18 protein-coding genes are annotated in these 13,946 nt (G+C 36.0%); 3 read left to right on the forward strand and 15 right to left on the reverse strand.

Translation table 11 applies throughout. The features are described from left to right. Window positions 1-290, reverse strand: a 290-nt coding sequence (locus CI949_RS09780) for a DUF86 domain-containing protein (protein WP_290765771.1), incomplete at its 3' end; no start/stop codon positions are given. Continuing rightward, window positions 287-586 carry a nucleotidyltransferase family protein gene (locus CI949_RS09785; protein WP_290765774.1) on the reverse strand — a complete coding sequence of 100 codons (300 nt, stop codon included), beginning with the start codon at window positions 584-586 and terminating at the stop codon, window positions 287-289. The genes CI949_RS09780 and CI949_RS09785, both read right to left, overlap by 4 nt. Before the next feature lie 234 nt (window positions 587-820). On the opposite strand from CI949_RS09785, the gene CI949_RS09790 reads away from it, so the two are divergent. Continuing rightward, window positions 821-1,363, forward strand: a complete 543-nt coding sequence (locus tag CI949_RS09790; RefSeq protein WP_290765777.1) for an AAA family ATPase — start codon at window positions 821-823, stop codon at window positions 1,361-1,363. Between the two features lie 107 nt (window positions 1,364-1,470). Continuing rightward, entirely contained in the window at window positions 1,471-1,857 is a 387-nt protein-coding gene (locus CI949_RS09795) for a hypothetical protein (RefSeq protein WP_290765780.1), read from the forward strand. A gap of 357 nt (window positions 1,858-2,214) precedes the next feature. Here CI949_RS09795 and CI949_RS09800 read toward each other — a convergent pair whose 3' ends face one another. The 7 genes from CI949_RS09800 to CI949_RS09830 form a co-directional block, all read right to left on the reverse strand. Continuing rightward, window positions 2,215-3,057: a type VII toxin-antitoxin system HepT family RNase toxin gene (locus CI949_RS09800; RefSeq protein ID WP_290765783.1), complete on the reverse strand. Its 843-nt coding sequence runs from the start codon at window positions 3,055-3,057 to the stop codon at window positions 2,215-2,217. Window positions 3,058-3,083: 26 nt separating this feature from the next. Further along, window positions 3,084-3,497, reverse strand: coding sequence for a type VII toxin-antitoxin system HepT family RNase toxin (locus CI949_RS09805; protein ID WP_290765786.1), 414 nt, complete (start codon window positions 3,495-3,497; stop codon window positions 3,084-3,086). Window positions 3,498-3,499: 2 nt separating this feature from the next. Next, window positions 3,500-3,922: a type VII toxin-antitoxin system MntA family adenylyltransferase antitoxin gene (locus tag CI949_RS09810; protein WP_290765792.1), complete on the reverse strand. Its 423-nt coding sequence runs from the start codon at window positions 3,920-3,922 to the stop codon at window positions 3,500-3,502. 76 nt (window positions 3,923-3,998) lie between these two features. Then, window positions 3,999-4,544: a site-specific integrase gene (locus CI949_RS09815; RefSeq protein WP_290765795.1), complete on the reverse strand. Its 546-nt coding sequence runs from the start codon at window positions 4,542-4,544 to the stop codon at window positions 3,999-4,001. Window positions 4,545-4,698: 154 nt separating this feature from the next. Further along, window positions 4,699-5,373: a response regulator transcription factor gene (locus CI949_RS09820; RefSeq protein ID WP_290765798.1), complete on the reverse strand. Its 675-nt coding sequence runs from the start codon at window positions 5,371-5,373 to the stop codon at window positions 4,699-4,701. Window positions 5,374-5,448: 75 nt separating this feature from the next. Then, entirely contained in the window at window positions 5,449-7,230 is a 1,782-nt protein-coding gene (locus tag CI949_RS09825; RefSeq protein WP_290765801.1) for an ATP-binding protein, read from the reverse strand. Window positions 7,231-7,237: 7 nt separating this feature from the next. After that, a complete protein-coding gene (locus CI949_RS09830; RefSeq protein ID WP_290765804.1) occupies window positions 7,238-8,152 on the reverse strand; it encodes a 5'-nucleotidase C-terminal domain-containing protein in 915 nt (304 codons plus the stop codon). A gap of 269 nt (window positions 8,153-8,421) precedes the next feature. Between CI949_RS09830 and CI949_RS09835 the strand changes: the two genes are divergently transcribed. Next, a complete protein-coding gene (locus CI949_RS09835; RefSeq protein WP_290765807.1) occupies window positions 8,422-9,063 on the forward strand; it encodes a hypothetical protein in 642 nt (213 codons plus the stop codon). A 191-nt stretch (window positions 9,064-9,254) separates the two neighbouring features. Here CI949_RS09835 and ahpC read toward each other — a convergent pair whose 3' ends face one another. The 6 genes from ahpC to CI949_RS09865 form a co-directional block, all read right to left on the reverse strand. Then, a complete protein-coding gene (gene ahpC, locus CI949_RS09840; protein ID WP_290765810.1) occupies window positions 9,255-9,818 on the reverse strand; it encodes an alkyl hydroperoxide reductase subunit C in 564 nt (187 codons plus the stop codon). 151 nt (window positions 9,819-9,969) lie between these two features. Further along, the gene (locus CI949_RS09845) at window positions 9,970-10,524 is read right to left on the reverse strand and encodes a FlgO family outer membrane protein (RefSeq protein ID WP_290765811.1); all 555 of its coding nucleotides are present in this window, start codon (window positions 10,522-10,524) and stop codon (window positions 9,970-9,972) included. Between the two features lie 10 nt (window positions 10,525-10,534). Beyond that, the gene (locus CI949_RS09850; RefSeq protein ID WP_290765813.1) at window positions 10,535-11,344 is read right to left on the reverse strand and encodes a hypothetical protein; all 810 of its coding nucleotides are present in this window, start codon (window positions 11,342-11,344) and stop codon (window positions 10,535-10,537) included. Window positions 11,345-11,376: 32 nt separating this feature from the next. Further along, the gene (locus tag CI949_RS09855) at window positions 11,377-12,546 is read right to left on the reverse strand and encodes a flagellar assembly protein T N-terminal domain-containing protein (protein WP_290765816.1); all 1,170 of its coding nucleotides are present in this window, start codon (window positions 12,544-12,546) and stop codon (window positions 11,377-11,379) included. A gap of 285 nt (window positions 12,547-12,831) precedes the next feature. Beyond that, window positions 12,832-13,068 carry a hypothetical protein gene (locus CI949_RS09860; RefSeq protein ID WP_290765819.1) on the reverse strand — a complete coding sequence of 79 codons (237 nt, stop codon included), beginning with the start codon at window positions 13,066-13,068 and terminating at the stop codon, window positions 12,832-12,834. Between the two features lie 562 nt (window positions 13,069-13,630). Then, window positions 13,631-13,837, reverse strand: coding sequence for a hypothetical protein (locus CI949_RS09865; protein ID WP_290765822.1), 207 nt, complete (start codon window positions 13,835-13,837; stop codon window positions 13,631-13,633). Window positions 13,838-13,946 lie beyond the last annotated feature (109 nt).

Raw genomic sequence — 13,946 nt, forward strand, 5'->3', positions numbered from 1 at the left:
TTTTTAAATGTTTCCCATACTATTTCTAATAGAATACTATCATATTGATGAATTAAAACATCTCTCATTCCCTTTATTTCTCTCCAAGGAACTCTAGGATAATTATTTATAACTTCATCAGATAATCTTTTAGCTGCTTCTCCAATAATCTCAAGTCGATGCACTATTAAATCTTGTTTTTCCTGACTTTCATAAAAATCTTGTTTAGAAATGCCATCTGAATATTCATATATCATTTCAATACTATATAAAATATCATTCAAATAATCTCGATCTTTTTTAGAAATCATATTAATGACACCTGATCTTTTATTATTTCTTTTTTAAAGTCTTCTTTTTTTGCAAATTTTTTCAATCCACTATAAGTAATAATATCAACAGACAAACCCAGAGCTTCTTCAATATCCAATTTTACAGCGGTCAGTTCAAACAAATCATTCTGAGAAAGTTCCACGATTAAATCAAGATCACTTTTACCATTAACAGCTTCACCGCGAGCATAGGAACCAAATATTCCAGCTTTTTTAATATTGTGTTTATTTAATATATCTTTAATTTTTTTTCTCTGATCCTGTGAAAGATTCATAATTGATCTCCCTCCTAAAGTGAGAACTTATCTCTAATTATATTATATCACCTACTATGAAGATTATAAATAAAAAAATTGAATTTGAGCCAGTTTCAAAGCTCATTATTGGACATCTTAACTTATTTAAAGCTACTTGATGAAAACTTAACAAAAGTTACCTTGACCAAAAATTATCATCAATATATAATTTAATTGTTACTACAGCACGAACATAAAGTAGGGGGTAAAAAAATGCAGGATTTAGTAACTGGTCGGGCCCATTTTAAGTCCATTATAGAAAGCAATTCTCTATATATCGACAAAACAGAATTTGTCTACAAAATCGCCCGCAGTAAAGAAAAGTTTTTTCTACTCAACCGTCCCCGGCGTTTTGGTAAGTCCTTATTTGTTAACACCCTAAAAAGTTTTTATCAGGGAGAAAAGGGGCTTTTTACTGGCTTAAATATCAATAATCAGGACTGGCAGTGGAAGGAATATCCGGTTATTCACCTTGATTTTTGTGCCGTTGTTGCAGAAAGCATAGAAAGTCTGGATAAATCGCTGGGTTATGCTCTGGAGAGAGTCGCAAGAGAATATGATCTGCAACTTGAAACCGATATGGCTCCCAGGATGTTAAAAAATCTAATACTAAAATTATATCAAAAATTTGAGAAAAAAGTTGTGATTCTAATTGATGAATATGATAAGCCCGTATTTGCAAGTCTAATTTCGGCTGCCGCTTTACTGAAAAAGATATTAAGGTCTATAATCCTTTTGCAGCAGCAAGAGTTTTAGATTTTGGTTCTTTTGACAACCACTGGTTTAACAGCGGCTCACCTATATTATTGTTTCATCTTATTCTGAGAGAAGATTTTAATATTACAAAATTCGAAGATTTAAAAGTGGAAAAAAGCAAACTGAATCCGAGCAGCATCAAAGAGTTAACTCTTATTTCTTTTATGTATCAGACCGGATATTTAACGATTAAAGAAATTTCAGCTGAGGGGTTAGTTAAATTGAATTTTCCAAACTTTGAGGTGGAAAGCAATTTTTTAATTAATCTGCTGGATTTTATGACTGAAGACAAAATTAATAGTGTAGACATCTACTATTTAAGAAACTCTCTTGTTAAAGAGGATAATCATTTTCTGCTTTCTTTTTATGGGCAGAAGGAAGAAGTATTTAAGCAGCTTAAAGCAGAATCTGAAACTGAAAAGGACTCTTATTATATTTCAATGAGTTTTGATCTTCAAAAAAGCGAACTGGCTGAGGTTGAGATTAAAAATTAATTCGTTAATTTCTCCCAAAAACCGACTACTTTGTCGACTGACATTCCTTCCATAAAGTAAAGTTTTTGGGATATTGTTTTCTTATCCATTTTGACCCCCTTTTAAGGCTTTAAATAAAGACTATAGGTATTATTTGTTGTATATGAGTATTATACCACCTAAAAAGAGATTTATAAATAAAAAACCGCCCCGGGAAAAGGGCGGTAAAAACAAGGAGAAAAGTATCTAGTACTTTAAATCTATATTATAGCTGCTCTCTGCAGCAGCTTCAAAAAGGGGAAAACTTTATTTCTTTTAGCTTAATTATATAATAGCAGCTCTGGATTAAAAATACTTTAAAAGAATATTAGAAGCAAATTAGAAATATCTATTGGTAATTAAATTAACAAAACTTTCTATATCTTCCAGATTATTATTTATAATTTGATAAATATATTCCTCATCAATTTGATCATAGAGATGAACAATTCTATTTCTGAATTTGGTCATCTTAACAAACTTTAACAGTAAATCTTCTGCGATAATCCCTTCAGCAGCAAGTATTCTAAAAGAATCAGCACTTGTATTAGGACCTGTATAGCCTTCGCGAGAAATAATATGGGCTGCTATATCCAGCATAGCTTCTACTGCTGCCTGCAGATTATATTTTGCAGTATCATAATTCTTATAATCACTCAAAAAATCTTTCTTTTCAAGTTCAGCCAGTTCTTTTAATTTTTTTAGATTAGTTCTGATAAATTTTAGCTTTTCTGCTATCCGTTTATGATTTATTCCTGATGTTTTCTCCTTTATTCCTGTAATATACTCATGCTGAAATTTATATTTAAATCCTTCAGCCTCAGGACCATATTTTAAAGCCTCTTCTTTAAACTCAGCAGTCTCGATTTCATCTCTGCTGTAAATTAACTCTCCACTTCTAACTACTTCATACTTAAAAGCCAGCTTAACATTATTCAAATTGATTAAATCAATATCATATTTTCCTAACTCCAATTCCAGGCGTGCTGCCAAATCCATCTGCTCTGACATATCCGGTGATTCATCAAAAAACACAGCTAAATCCAGATCACTACCGGTGTTTTGATACTTCGTACCATAAGAGCCAAAAATGTATGCCAGCTTAACATTTGCTTCTTTTTTTAAAAAATCAGCTATATTTTCCTTAAGCTCAGGCTCAAGCTTTCTCTTTAACTTTTCCATAATCTCACCGTCCTGGGTTGAAGGCTTTAATCAATATATTCCTTATACCACCTAAAAATAGCTTTTAAGTCACTTAAATTTTCTTTAATGATCATCAGTAAAATCTCAGGATCTATCTCTGCATAATCATGAACAATTACATTTCTAAATTTGGCCATTTTAATATAACTGTCTACATTTTCTTTAATAATTTTATTTTCAGCCAGAATCTCTATAATCTCACTGTTAAATTTTGGATTGCCTAGGCGCTGATCACTTATAATATGGCTGCCAATATCCAGCACACTCTCTACTGCTAAATGAATTGTTCTTTCTAAAAAACGAAATAGCACTTTATCTCCAGTTAATCTTTCAAGGCTTAAATCCTGGTATTCCTCCAAATCATTAATATATTCTTCTAAATGCTCAAGCTTATTTCTGACTACTTCTGCATCTACCATAGCTAAAACCCCTTTCCCAGATTCTGATCATTAATTTTATAGAATCTACGCATATCTATATAATTTAAAATTGCTCTCTTTTCCAGTTCAACTCTGCGGCTCTGATCACTACAGTAAATCAATTTTCCATCCAGAATCTGATGTTTGAGTTTTAGATCAACATTCTCAAAATCAACAATATCTACTTCAAGCCCAATTAATTTCTCCAGCTTTGCCATCAGTTCTAATTTTAAATTAAATCTCTTAAATTTATCAAACTCCTGAGTATAAATCACAGCCAGATCAAGATCACTATTTTTATTAAATCTTTCAGAGTTAAAAGAACCAAAAGTATAGACAGCTAATATATCTTTTCGCTTTGAAAAATAATCTCTGACTCTATCTTCGATTTCTTTTTTATTCTCCTCTGTATTCTTATTCAGCACAGTGAACACCTTCTTTAGAATAGTTTGATTCTAATTTTATTATAACACAGCTAAGATTAGAGGACCAGAGTCTAAATCAAAGCGAAAACTTTTCTATCGACTCATCCATAATATCCTGGGTAATCCCGATATAGTCTAAAGTAATACTGGGTGAAGAGTGATTGAACAATTTCTGCAGCAGAGCCACATCCTTATTCTTCTGGTAGTGGTGATAACCAAAGGTCTTGCGGGTTGAATGACAGGCGATACTTTCCAGCCCTGCTTTGCGCCCTGCCTCACTGAAAATCCTGTAGGCCTGAAAACGGGTTAAGGGTTTATTCTTCCCAATCCTGCTCTGAAATAGATGTTCTTCTGCTTCCATTCCTTTAATGTAATCCTTAAGCTCGTGGCGCAGGTTAGAATTGATCAAAAAACGCTTATTTTTAGAAGTCTTCTGCTCCTTAAGGACAATATGGGTTTTGCCCCGCACATCTTTGACCTTAAGCTTCAGCATATCACTGATTCTTAAGCCCGTATTAATTCCCAGCACAAAAAGGATATAGTTGCGGTAGCTCTGCTCTCTTAGAATTTTTTTCAGCTCGGCAATTTTACTTTTATCTCTGATCGGCTCCACCTTATTCATCTGCTGCTCCTCTCTAAGTTTGTCTTCCCTCAATTTTAAGCTGTCTTTATTTTATTATAACACTTTTTACTTTCAATTTTAAGCATTATTTACAAAATTATCTAATTTATCTAAAAAAATATAGCCACCTTTTGCCATCAGGCAGCTTATTTTATCACTGAGCAAACTTATAGCCGATCCCCCAGACAGTCTGAATATACTCTCCAAGCTCTGGCCCGAGCTTATTGCGGATCGATTTAATGTGAGTATCCACGGTTCTAATTCCACCATAGTAGTCAAATTCCCAGACCAGCTCTAAGAGTTTTTCCCGGCTGAAGACAGTTTTCGGAGAAGATGCCAGCTGCCAGAGTAAATCAAATTCCTTTGGCGCCAGAGAAACTTCCTCTCCCTTAACCTCGACCAGCCGCTGTTCCTGGTTGATAATTAAGCCGGGAAATTCAAGCTGCTCCTTATTCTCTTCACTCTTTGTTCTGCGGAGCAGATTTTTAGTTCTGAGCACAACTTCCCGGGGACTAAAAGGTTTGGTCACATAGTCATCTGCCCCGAGCTCCAGACCCTTAATCCGGTCATTTTCCCTATTTTTAGCACTTAAAATAATAATCGGAATCTGATTGTGGGGCTTTAGCTCCCTGCAGATATCGAGTCCGTTTTTTTCGGGCAGCATCAGGTCCAGAATAATAACATCAGGTTCTATCTCTCTGATTTTTTCCAGACCCTCTCTGCCGTCATGGGCAACAAAAACTTCAAACTCCTCGTAATTAAAGTAATCACGAAGAATCTTGCAGATCTGCTGGTCATCATCTATAATTAAAATCTTATTTTTTGCCATTAACTCCACCACCTCAGTTACTAATTTATCAAATCTATGTGATGAAAATATGATGAAAGTAAAAAATCAATCAATTTAAGCCTCTGCTGCTGGGATTGTAAAGCTGAAGGTTGAGCCTTCTCCCTCACTGCTTTCTAAAAATACTTCTCCCTGATGTTCCTTTACAATCTGTTTGACGATCGCCAGTCCGAGACCACTGCTCCGGTCACCGGGAGTTCTTGCCTTATCAACTTTATAAAATCTCTCCCAGATATTTTTCTGTTCTGAATCCGGAATCCCAACCCCATTATCAGCGACTGAAAATCTAATCTGAGCTTTTTCTCTTTCAGCTTTCAATTTAATCCTGCCCGTTTCAGCTGAATATTTAACACTGTTGCTCAGGAGGTTAACCAAAACCTGCCTCAGCTTTTCTCGGTTTGCCCGGACTTTTAGCCCGGGGTCGACCTCAATTTGAAGGCTCTGTCCATCTTTTTTAATATTTTTGAAAAATACTTTCAGGTTTTCAAAAAGTTCTTTAATCTGCAGCTGATCCTTATTTAATTCAACCCCACCGGCATCGATTTCAGCCAGGGTTAAGGTCTCATCGATCAGGTGTGAAAGGCTGTTGCTCTCCCTTAAAATCATCTTTAAATATTCCCGCTTTTCTTCAGGATTCTCAATTATCCCATCGAGGAGGATTTCGACCGAGCCTCTGATTGAAGAAAGAGGGCTTTTAAGCTCATGGGAGACATTAGCCACAAATTCCCGCTGCAGTTTTTCAAAGCGGTAGCGCTCACTGATATCATGAAAAATAGCTACTCCACCCCAGAAACTATCGTCTTCCAGGCGAATTGCTGTGAAGTGAACCAGGTAGTACTGATTTGTATCTTCCTTACTTATAATCAGCTGCTCCTGAGCAGCTTTCTCTTTGCTGATAATCTGCTCAAAAACTTCAGTCACCTCAGGGTATAATTTGACCTCACTTATCTCTTTATCGCGAATATCTTCCTCAAAATTAAATAAACTTTCAGCCGACTGGTTGGTCAGAATAATTCTGCCCGAGCTGTTGACAGCAACTATTCCCTCTTCCATCCCGGATAAGACATGTTTCAGCTTGTTTTTCTCCTCGGCCAGGCTCTTAATCGTCTGCTCCAGTTTTCCAGACATCAAATTAATACTTTCCGAAAGCAGCTTGATCTCCTTACTTGCTCCCTTTTCTTTAATTTCTACCTTTTTGCCGTACTCACCCTGACTGATCCTGGCTGCAACCAGCCCCATATTGTGGAGGGGATTGGCCAGAGAACGGGAAAAGTAGTAAGAAACAAAGAGGATAAAGACCAGGGCAGTCAGCGAAATATAGATCATAATCCCCACTATATGTTCAATAATCGAATTAATCTCATCAATCGGGGTAAAAACAAGCAGGCCGGCTATAACCTCATCCTGATATTTAACCGGCATCCCAACAAAGAGCATCGTTAGTTCAAAATCTTCGGTATTAACCTCCCGGGAGATGGTATTCCCCTCAAAAATGGTTTCATAGCCGGAAAAAGTTCGTTCTTCATCAAAAGAATAGGGATAACTAAATTCTAAAACTCCCTGCTCGTTGATCAGCCAGGCATGGCCGTCATTTAACTCGCCGATGATGCTCAGCCAGTTGACAATTTCCTGTTTGTTGTCTTCGGCCTTCGAATCAGCCAGGTAGTCAATTACCGCCTTACTGTTTTTATTGATCTGGGCCTCTTTCTGCTCTACAAAAAATGTTTTAAAATAGGTGATTACCGAAAAGCCAAAAATCAAAATCACAATCATCGTAATCACCAGAAATCTAAAAATTAGTTTAGTAAAAAATGTGTTTTTTTCAAAATTTAACTTCATATTAAATTCACCTTAGACCGGGGATGATTAGATCCTGACCCCGATAGATTAAATTTCTATTTTCAATTCCGTTTGCCTGCATAATTCCTTCAACAGTAGTCGAAAACTTCTGAGCAATTGAGTAGAGATAATCTCCCTGCTCAACCCGATAGACTAAATTACCACCTACTCTTCGCAGGGGAATGATCCGTTCCATCTCAACTCGATCTATAATCTCTTTCCGCTGCAGATAGTCGATTAAAATCTCATCCAACCGGCCGGCATTTTCAATCTCTTCTGCCTCTTTAATTTCCTCAAAACCGTCTCCTCCAGCAGCCAGCGAATCATTGGTGGCAATTAAATAGTATTCCTCACCCCGAATCAGCTTTGAATTGACTTCAGCCCTTACAATATCATTTTCAGAATATAAGCTCCAGGCAAAAAGTATTCTCCCACCACTCAGCTGGGGAAAAAAACCTGCGGTTTCCGGATATTTAGAGACTGCATGCTGCATAGTTTTAATCAGATCTGAACCCTTAATTTTTTTTACAATTACTTCATCTTTGGCCGGGATACTCTCCTTAACATCCCGGACACTAATTAAACCTTTATCAATTGAAGTACTGATAGTTCTGCTGTTGATAAATGCCAGATCAGCATTTGCTCTGGCTAAAATTGCATCTGTAATTAAATTACCGAGATTACTCTCCCTGCTTCGAATCTGATCTTCTCTGCCGTTTAAAAAAACTACAGTACTGCCGACTATCATATCTTTTTCTAATTCACTCTTTTTTTCTATTTCATTTTTGAGCTCTAAAATCTGCTCATCATCATCTAAATTTATTGACTTAGCATTTAACTCGATATTTGGATCATCTTCTGCCAGAAGCAGTGGTGACCAAAAAATTAAAAAAACTGCCAAAAACAATGTCGCTCTCCGCATAACTATCAGTCCCCTTTTTTCACTCATTTCAATTATAATACTATATTATTTGCTCGCTTTAGTCAATTTGATTGGGGGGGTTTGCTTCACAGTCTGGAGTTTCTATAAAATATCTTAAAGCTTAAATAATAATTCAAACTATGCTCATACTTTCATTAAAAACTACTGCTATCATATTAGTTGCAAGAGGTGATCGGAAGAAAAAAGTTCTCCCTTTGTCAAATCACTCATTTAAAAATTATTATCAAAAAAAGAAAGGATGATTAAGTATGAAAAACAGAAGCAAGATATTAACTTTTGGCCTAATAGTACTGATTATTTTTACAGGTGTGATCTATGCTCAAAATCAAAAGAGTGCTGAGGAGCCCAATGACAAATTTGAGATTACTGAAAAGAAAGAGGAAAGTTCTGATTTGGAAAAGAGTGAGCAGCCCGAAGAAGAAGTTAAGACTGAAAGTGATGTCAGCACAGAGTTGACTGAAGAGAACACTGTTCAGGAAACCGAGGAACTTGACGGCAAAAGTCAAGACGCAGAGACTGAAGCAGAGACTGAATCTGCTGCCGAAGATACTGCTGCTGATAGTGCTGATCGAAATGCTGGAATGATTGAGTTTGAAGAGCTGATTGCCGCTCATCCTGAAACTAAGGAAATTTATGCCGACTATCAGGCTGACAAAGAACAGCTTGCTGAAGGCGAAAATAAGGAAGAAAATCTGGAAAAATTGAATAAAACTTATTCTAATTTAATTATTGAAAAGACCAGATCAGATTTAGAAGACTTTGCCGAAGCTGAAGAGCTTGATTTACTGGTAGTTAATGATCAGCTCGTACTGGGAGAAAAAGAGAAAGAAGAAGAATTACCGGAACTTGAAAATAAAAGTGAAGAATTCAAAGATTTCTTAAATAACTAAAATAAATTTTACCATATAACTACTCCTATCCTATCTAACGACCCTGCCTTAAGTTTAAGGTGGGGTCTTTTTTTGCATTGAAAAAAGACAGCCACATAATGCAGCTGCCTTCTCCTTAATTAATGTTTAGCATTTAGCTCTAAAATTTATCTTAACTGAATAATTTCAGCAAAGTTTTTTTCTCAACCTGCTTAAATCTTACCGACAAGGTTCAGTCCTGGCTTTAAGGTTTTGCTTCCTTCCTGCCATTTGGCCGGGCAGACTTCCTCGGGGTTATTGCGCACATACTGAGCAGCTTTAATCTTGCTCACAATTGCACTCGCATCACGGCCCAGGTTGCCGGCATTGATCTCTATTCCCTGTACAACTCCATCGGGGTCGACGATAAAGGTGGCGCGATCAGCAAGTCCCTCTTCTTCGATTAAAACATTGAAGTTTTTAGATAGAGTGTGAGAAGGATCTCCGACCATCACAAATTCGATATCAGAAATTGTGGGGGAATTATCGTGCCAGGCTTTATGGGTATAGTGAGTATCTGTGGAAACAGAATAAACCTCAACTCCCAGCTCCTTTAAGTTATCATATTCACTCTGTAAATCACTTAATTCAGTCGGGCAGACAAAGGTAAAGTCAGCCGGATAAAAGACAACAACACTCCACTGGCCCTTTAAATCCTCATGGGTAACCTCCAGAAACTCTCCGTTCTGATAGGCATCTGCCTTAAATGGTAATACTTCTTTTCCTACTAATGACATAATATGTACCTCCTGTATAGTTTGATTCAATTCATCTGATTGATATTAATAATTGTTACTGATTAATATTATGCCATATCAGAGTGATGTTGTCAAGTTATTTTTGTTACATTGGTGAGATTTTCAAAAGAAGACTCTGCTAGATTTTAAATTAATTATTCATTGTCCGCTGAATATAATTTTCACCGAGAAGTGAATGGGTTATCTCATCTTTTTCAAATACCAGCTTAACTGCAGATTGAATATATCCCGTCTCTATAGAAACCAGCTTGGCAATTAGATGAATTTTATTTTTAATATTATAATACTTACCGATAACAATACTGTCAGCTCCCAGAAGCTCACCAATTTTTTCGGAAGTATCCTGCTTTAATACACCGGAAGTCATTCGATCCTGTTCTTCTAAAACTGAATTTAAACGCTGACGCTCCAGCACCCTGATATTCGGTCCACTTTCATTAATCAATTTAATAGTAATGTTTTCAGTTATAAAGTTGCTGAGCTGTGTCTTCCGATAATTTTGATTTAAAAAGTCTGCTACAGCAATTTTATAATCCTGGTCTGCCTCAATTTCCATAAATAAATCAGAGGTCAGCCCAGAAACTACCGTCTCTACTGCCTCACCAAGATTATTAGCTGCCGCTGGAGCTGCTGTTAGAATTAAAATAACAGCAGTCAGCAACAAATACTTTGATATTTTGTTCATAATCAAAACTCTATTCATCTATAACGGCTACTACATTGGCCTGTCTAAATACTTTTGTCTGGGCTAACTGACTGTTAATGGCAGCTGCATCTTCATTACTGACAACTACAACTGTACCGTTTTCGCCAGTGACATCAATAGCCTCAACAACCATTGGAGACTCACCAACTCGAGGTAAACTAGATGCTTTTTCAATTGAAGGAGCAAACCCAACCAGCCCCTTGTCCACAGCAGGCTCAAAAAGTGCCTTTGTATTATCATAAACTACTGTTCCATTTTCAGCTTCAACTCTAAACATTACCTGTGGATTTAAATCTGTGTTACGGGCATCAATCACAAGACCTGTATAGTCTGTTTTTTTGGTAGCTTTCTCTGAAGCAAATTCGGAACTCTGTTCTTCGTAAAATACGCGGTTAAATTCGTCAATATCCTTGCGCATAGTTACACTGTAAATTCCATCTTCCCACTTTTCGCTTCCTTTAACTACATATGTACCCTTGACCAGTCCTTCGACAGACTGATTAATTTTAGAATTAGCCATAGCATTTACTACAGTTACATTCTTTGAAACGTTGACACCTTTGATATATTCCAGCATCTTAGCTCTGGCATCTACAATAGCTCCTGTCCTTGCTAACACTTTACCCTGAGCTTCATTGGCTACATTACTGGGAGCTACTGCCATTCCAACTGTCTCAACTGATCCCTTAAAATATTTGACCATTACATTGGAAACTAACTCTTCATCTGCACTGACTGCAGAAGCAAGGCTTAAAACTAAAAATGCTGTGATTAATAGTGCTGTAAATAATTTTTTCATCTTTATCATCTCCTGTTTTGATATTAATTTTATTAATTGGCTTTAAGTTTTAAATAATCAGGTCCAAGTTCCAGAACCTCCAGTGGAAAATCTTCTTCATTCTGGAAACGCTCTGCCAGTACAGCTGTACTCTGAATTACCTTAAGTAAATATGAGGCTGAATTATCAGCAAAAGTCTGAAGTTTAAAACTCTGAATTCCTCCCATTTTTTTAATTACCCCCTCCAGAGCAGTTAAATCCTCAAAGGAAGCAAGATTATTTACCTGCAACTTAAGTCTTTTCTGGCCACTGTTTAGATTGATCAGAGGCATTAGCTCTACTGCCAGCCTCTCAGCACCAGATCTACTCATTTTTTCTACCGCAATTGCTAAAGCTCTAACGGCGTCTCGGGCATAAGCCTTTTCGGTAAAATTGATTTCCTTTAATTTTTCTCCGGTCTGGGCACTGTAGATTGACATTGAGCTTGTCACTCCCTGAATAGTTAAAGTTCCCACACCAAAATCTCTTTCTCCTAATCTGGCTGCATTATGTTTGCCAATTATTAAGATTTCAAAAGGCTGCCTGGATTTTCTTAACCATTCTACGGCCTGCTGCTGCCACTGGGCCGGATTTAGAAGCGAATTTAAAAATTGATTTTCAGGAGCTAATTTAAAACCCAGTTCTTTGAGGCCAGCTCGTAAATTATGCTGTATCTCTGCTGCCTTTCGATTTACTACTGCAGGTGCGCCCAGATTTCGTTTTATTTTATCCACCTCTACCTGAAATTGATTACCTGGTTCTCGGGTTAAAGTTTCTGGCTGCGCATCATCTATTAGCAAAAGAATCCGAGGATTGCTGGTCTGAGTTTCAATGACCAGTTTAAGCTCCTCTAAGTCTGAAATAAGGCTGGAGCTTACCTCTGCCTTAAGCTGCAGCTTATAAACTCCCTCAGCAGCTGATTCTTTTAGAATCTGATAGTTTGTGACATAACCTTCTGCCCTGGAATAAATGCGCTGGCTGATCAGCTCAGAATTTTTTAGCAGTGTTGATTGTCGAATATAGCTGCCTGTGATCCGATGCACCGCCCTTAAAAATGCTTTCTGTAGAGCTTCTCTCCTGGCTATTTCTACTCCACCAGTAATTTCTGCTTCAGCACTGACTGTTATTTCTTCAGCTTCAATTTGTGGTGTAATTAGTGTGATTAAAATTAGAATGAATATCATTTTAAGGAAAGAGCTTCTGATTATTTTCACCTCTTTTCTGCCAATTGTATCTTTCGTTATTATAATCGTAAATAATAGCTATTTTCTTAAATAGTCTATGCTCTGCTCTGCGTGAATAAAATCACCTGAGCTGAATTTAAGTCATATTTACATCTTTATACAATTAAGTTTAAAATATGTTTAAAAGGTTATTTAATAAATTATTGCTTTAAATATGTAATATTATGTCGAAAAATTTAGATAAACAGCTAAAAACCGCTACCCAGAATCAAGGTAACGGTCATTTTAATCATCATATTCTATTACATTGGAGATTATAAATTTATCTTCCCGAATATATCTTCGGATCAGTTTTTCGTCTACTCCTGTCTCCCGGTGGATCTTCTGAATTGTAGAATTAGGATGGTCCCAGAGAAAATCCTTTATCTTGCGCAGTTTATGCTGATTTTTCTCCTGGCATTCATCACAAAGACCGGAGTTGTTTTTAGTAAGTGTACCGCAGATATAGCAGTTTGTAACCATATTTTAGTCCTCCACTGTCTTTTTATTAGATTATATCTTTATTTTAACAAATGTTGGGCTAAAAATCCATTTAAATTTCTATAATTTAAATATTTGCTAATATAACTATATAGCTTTCTTCTCAATCTGTATTAAATCACCTTATTAATATAATAATAGTACTTCTATCATTATTATTTATGAAATTGTAATTTGACTTCTAAGATCTTTTTTAGTTACCTTAGGTTTAACCATTTTTCCAGTGAAGTCTACTTTTACAATATTATAAGAATCAGCTTTTCTGTCTATTTGAGAAATCTGAGCTGTATATTTATTATCCTCTACCAGTTTATCAATATATCTACTGTAAACTGCTGGAACATAACCAAGCTTATACTTTTTATCTTTTGTTCAGATTTCAATTGCATATTCAATGCTGCCGCGCTCGTCTTCATCATCTCTAACATACTCAAAGTGATATAAATCATCCTGTTTCCACAGGCGACCAATTACAATTCTATTTCTTGTAACGGATCTTTCCAGACAACTAAAAGTTCATTTTGATATTTAGCAATTACCATGGCTAAACACCTTCCTTCTTATTTAAAGACATTATTCTTTCCCTTCGTTCTAATAAAATTTTTAGTACCAATTCTTTCTGGTCTTCAATCATAAACTCTCCAGGCATCCTAATAACAATATCATTAATCATATCTTTATCCATTTTCTTCATATCTATCTGTTTGACCAATAAACCTATCAAATAGCAGTATTTCAATAAAGTCTTCAATTATACAGCCAATTTAAATATCAATATTCTTAACTAATTCTTCTAAAGAATCATAACTTTTGATAGCATCTTTAATATTTTTTAATCTTTCATAATCATCTATCTTATT

The sequence above is a fragment of the Halanaerobium sp. genome (genome assembly GCF_003070835.1).

Coding starts and splice junctions, on each gene's coding strand:
- CI949_RS09785 (WP_290765774.1), bottom strand. CDS start 586: ATGAATCTTTCACAGGATCAGAGAAAAAAAATTAAAGATATATTAAAT.
- CI949_RS09790 (WP_290765777.1), top strand. CDS start 821: ATGCAGGATTTAGTAACTGGTCGGGCCCATTTTAAGTCCATTATAGAA.
- CI949_RS09800 (WP_290765783.1), bottom strand. CDS start 3,057: ATGGAAAAGTTAAAGAGAAAGCTTGAGCCTGAGCTTAAGGAAAATATA.
- CI949_RS09805 (WP_290765786.1), bottom strand. CDS start 3,497: ATGGTAGATGCAGAAGTAGTCAGAAATAAGCTTGAGCATTTAGAAGAA.
- CI949_RS09815 (WP_290765795.1), bottom strand. CDS start 4,544: ATGAATAAGGTGGAGCCGATCAGAGATAAAAGTAAAATTGCCGAGCTG.
- CI949_RS09820 (WP_290765798.1), bottom strand. CDS start 5,373: ATGGCAAAAAATAAGATTTTAATTATAGATGATGACCAGCAGATCTGC.
- CI949_RS09825 (WP_290765801.1), bottom strand. CDS start 7,230: ATGAAGTTAAATTTTGAAAAAAACACATTTTTTACTAAACTAATTTTT.
- CI949_RS09830 (WP_290765804.1), bottom strand. CDS start 8,152: ATGCGGAGAGCGACATTGTTTTTGGCAGTTTTTTTAATTTTTTGGTCA.
- CI949_RS09835 (WP_290765807.1), top strand. CDS start 8,422: ATGAAAAACAGAAGCAAGATATTAACTTTTGGCCTAATAGTACTGATT.
- ahpC (WP_290765810.1), bottom strand. CDS start 9,818: ATGTCATTAGTAGGAAAAGAAGTATTACCATTTAAGGCAGATGCCTAT.
- CI949_RS09845 (WP_290765811.1), bottom strand. CDS start 10,524: ATGAACAAAATATCAAAGTATTTGTTGCTGACTGCTGTTATTTTAATT.
- CI949_RS09850 (WP_290765813.1), bottom strand. CDS start 11,344: ATGAAAAAATTATTTACAGCACTATTAATCACAGCATTTTTAGTTTTA.
- CI949_RS09855 (WP_290765816.1), bottom strand. CDS start 12,546: ATGATATTCATTCTAATTTTAATCACACTAATTACACCACAAATTGAA.
- CI949_RS09860 (WP_290765819.1), bottom strand. CDS start 13,068: ATGGTTACAAACTGCTATATCTGCGGTACACTTACTAAAAACAACTCC.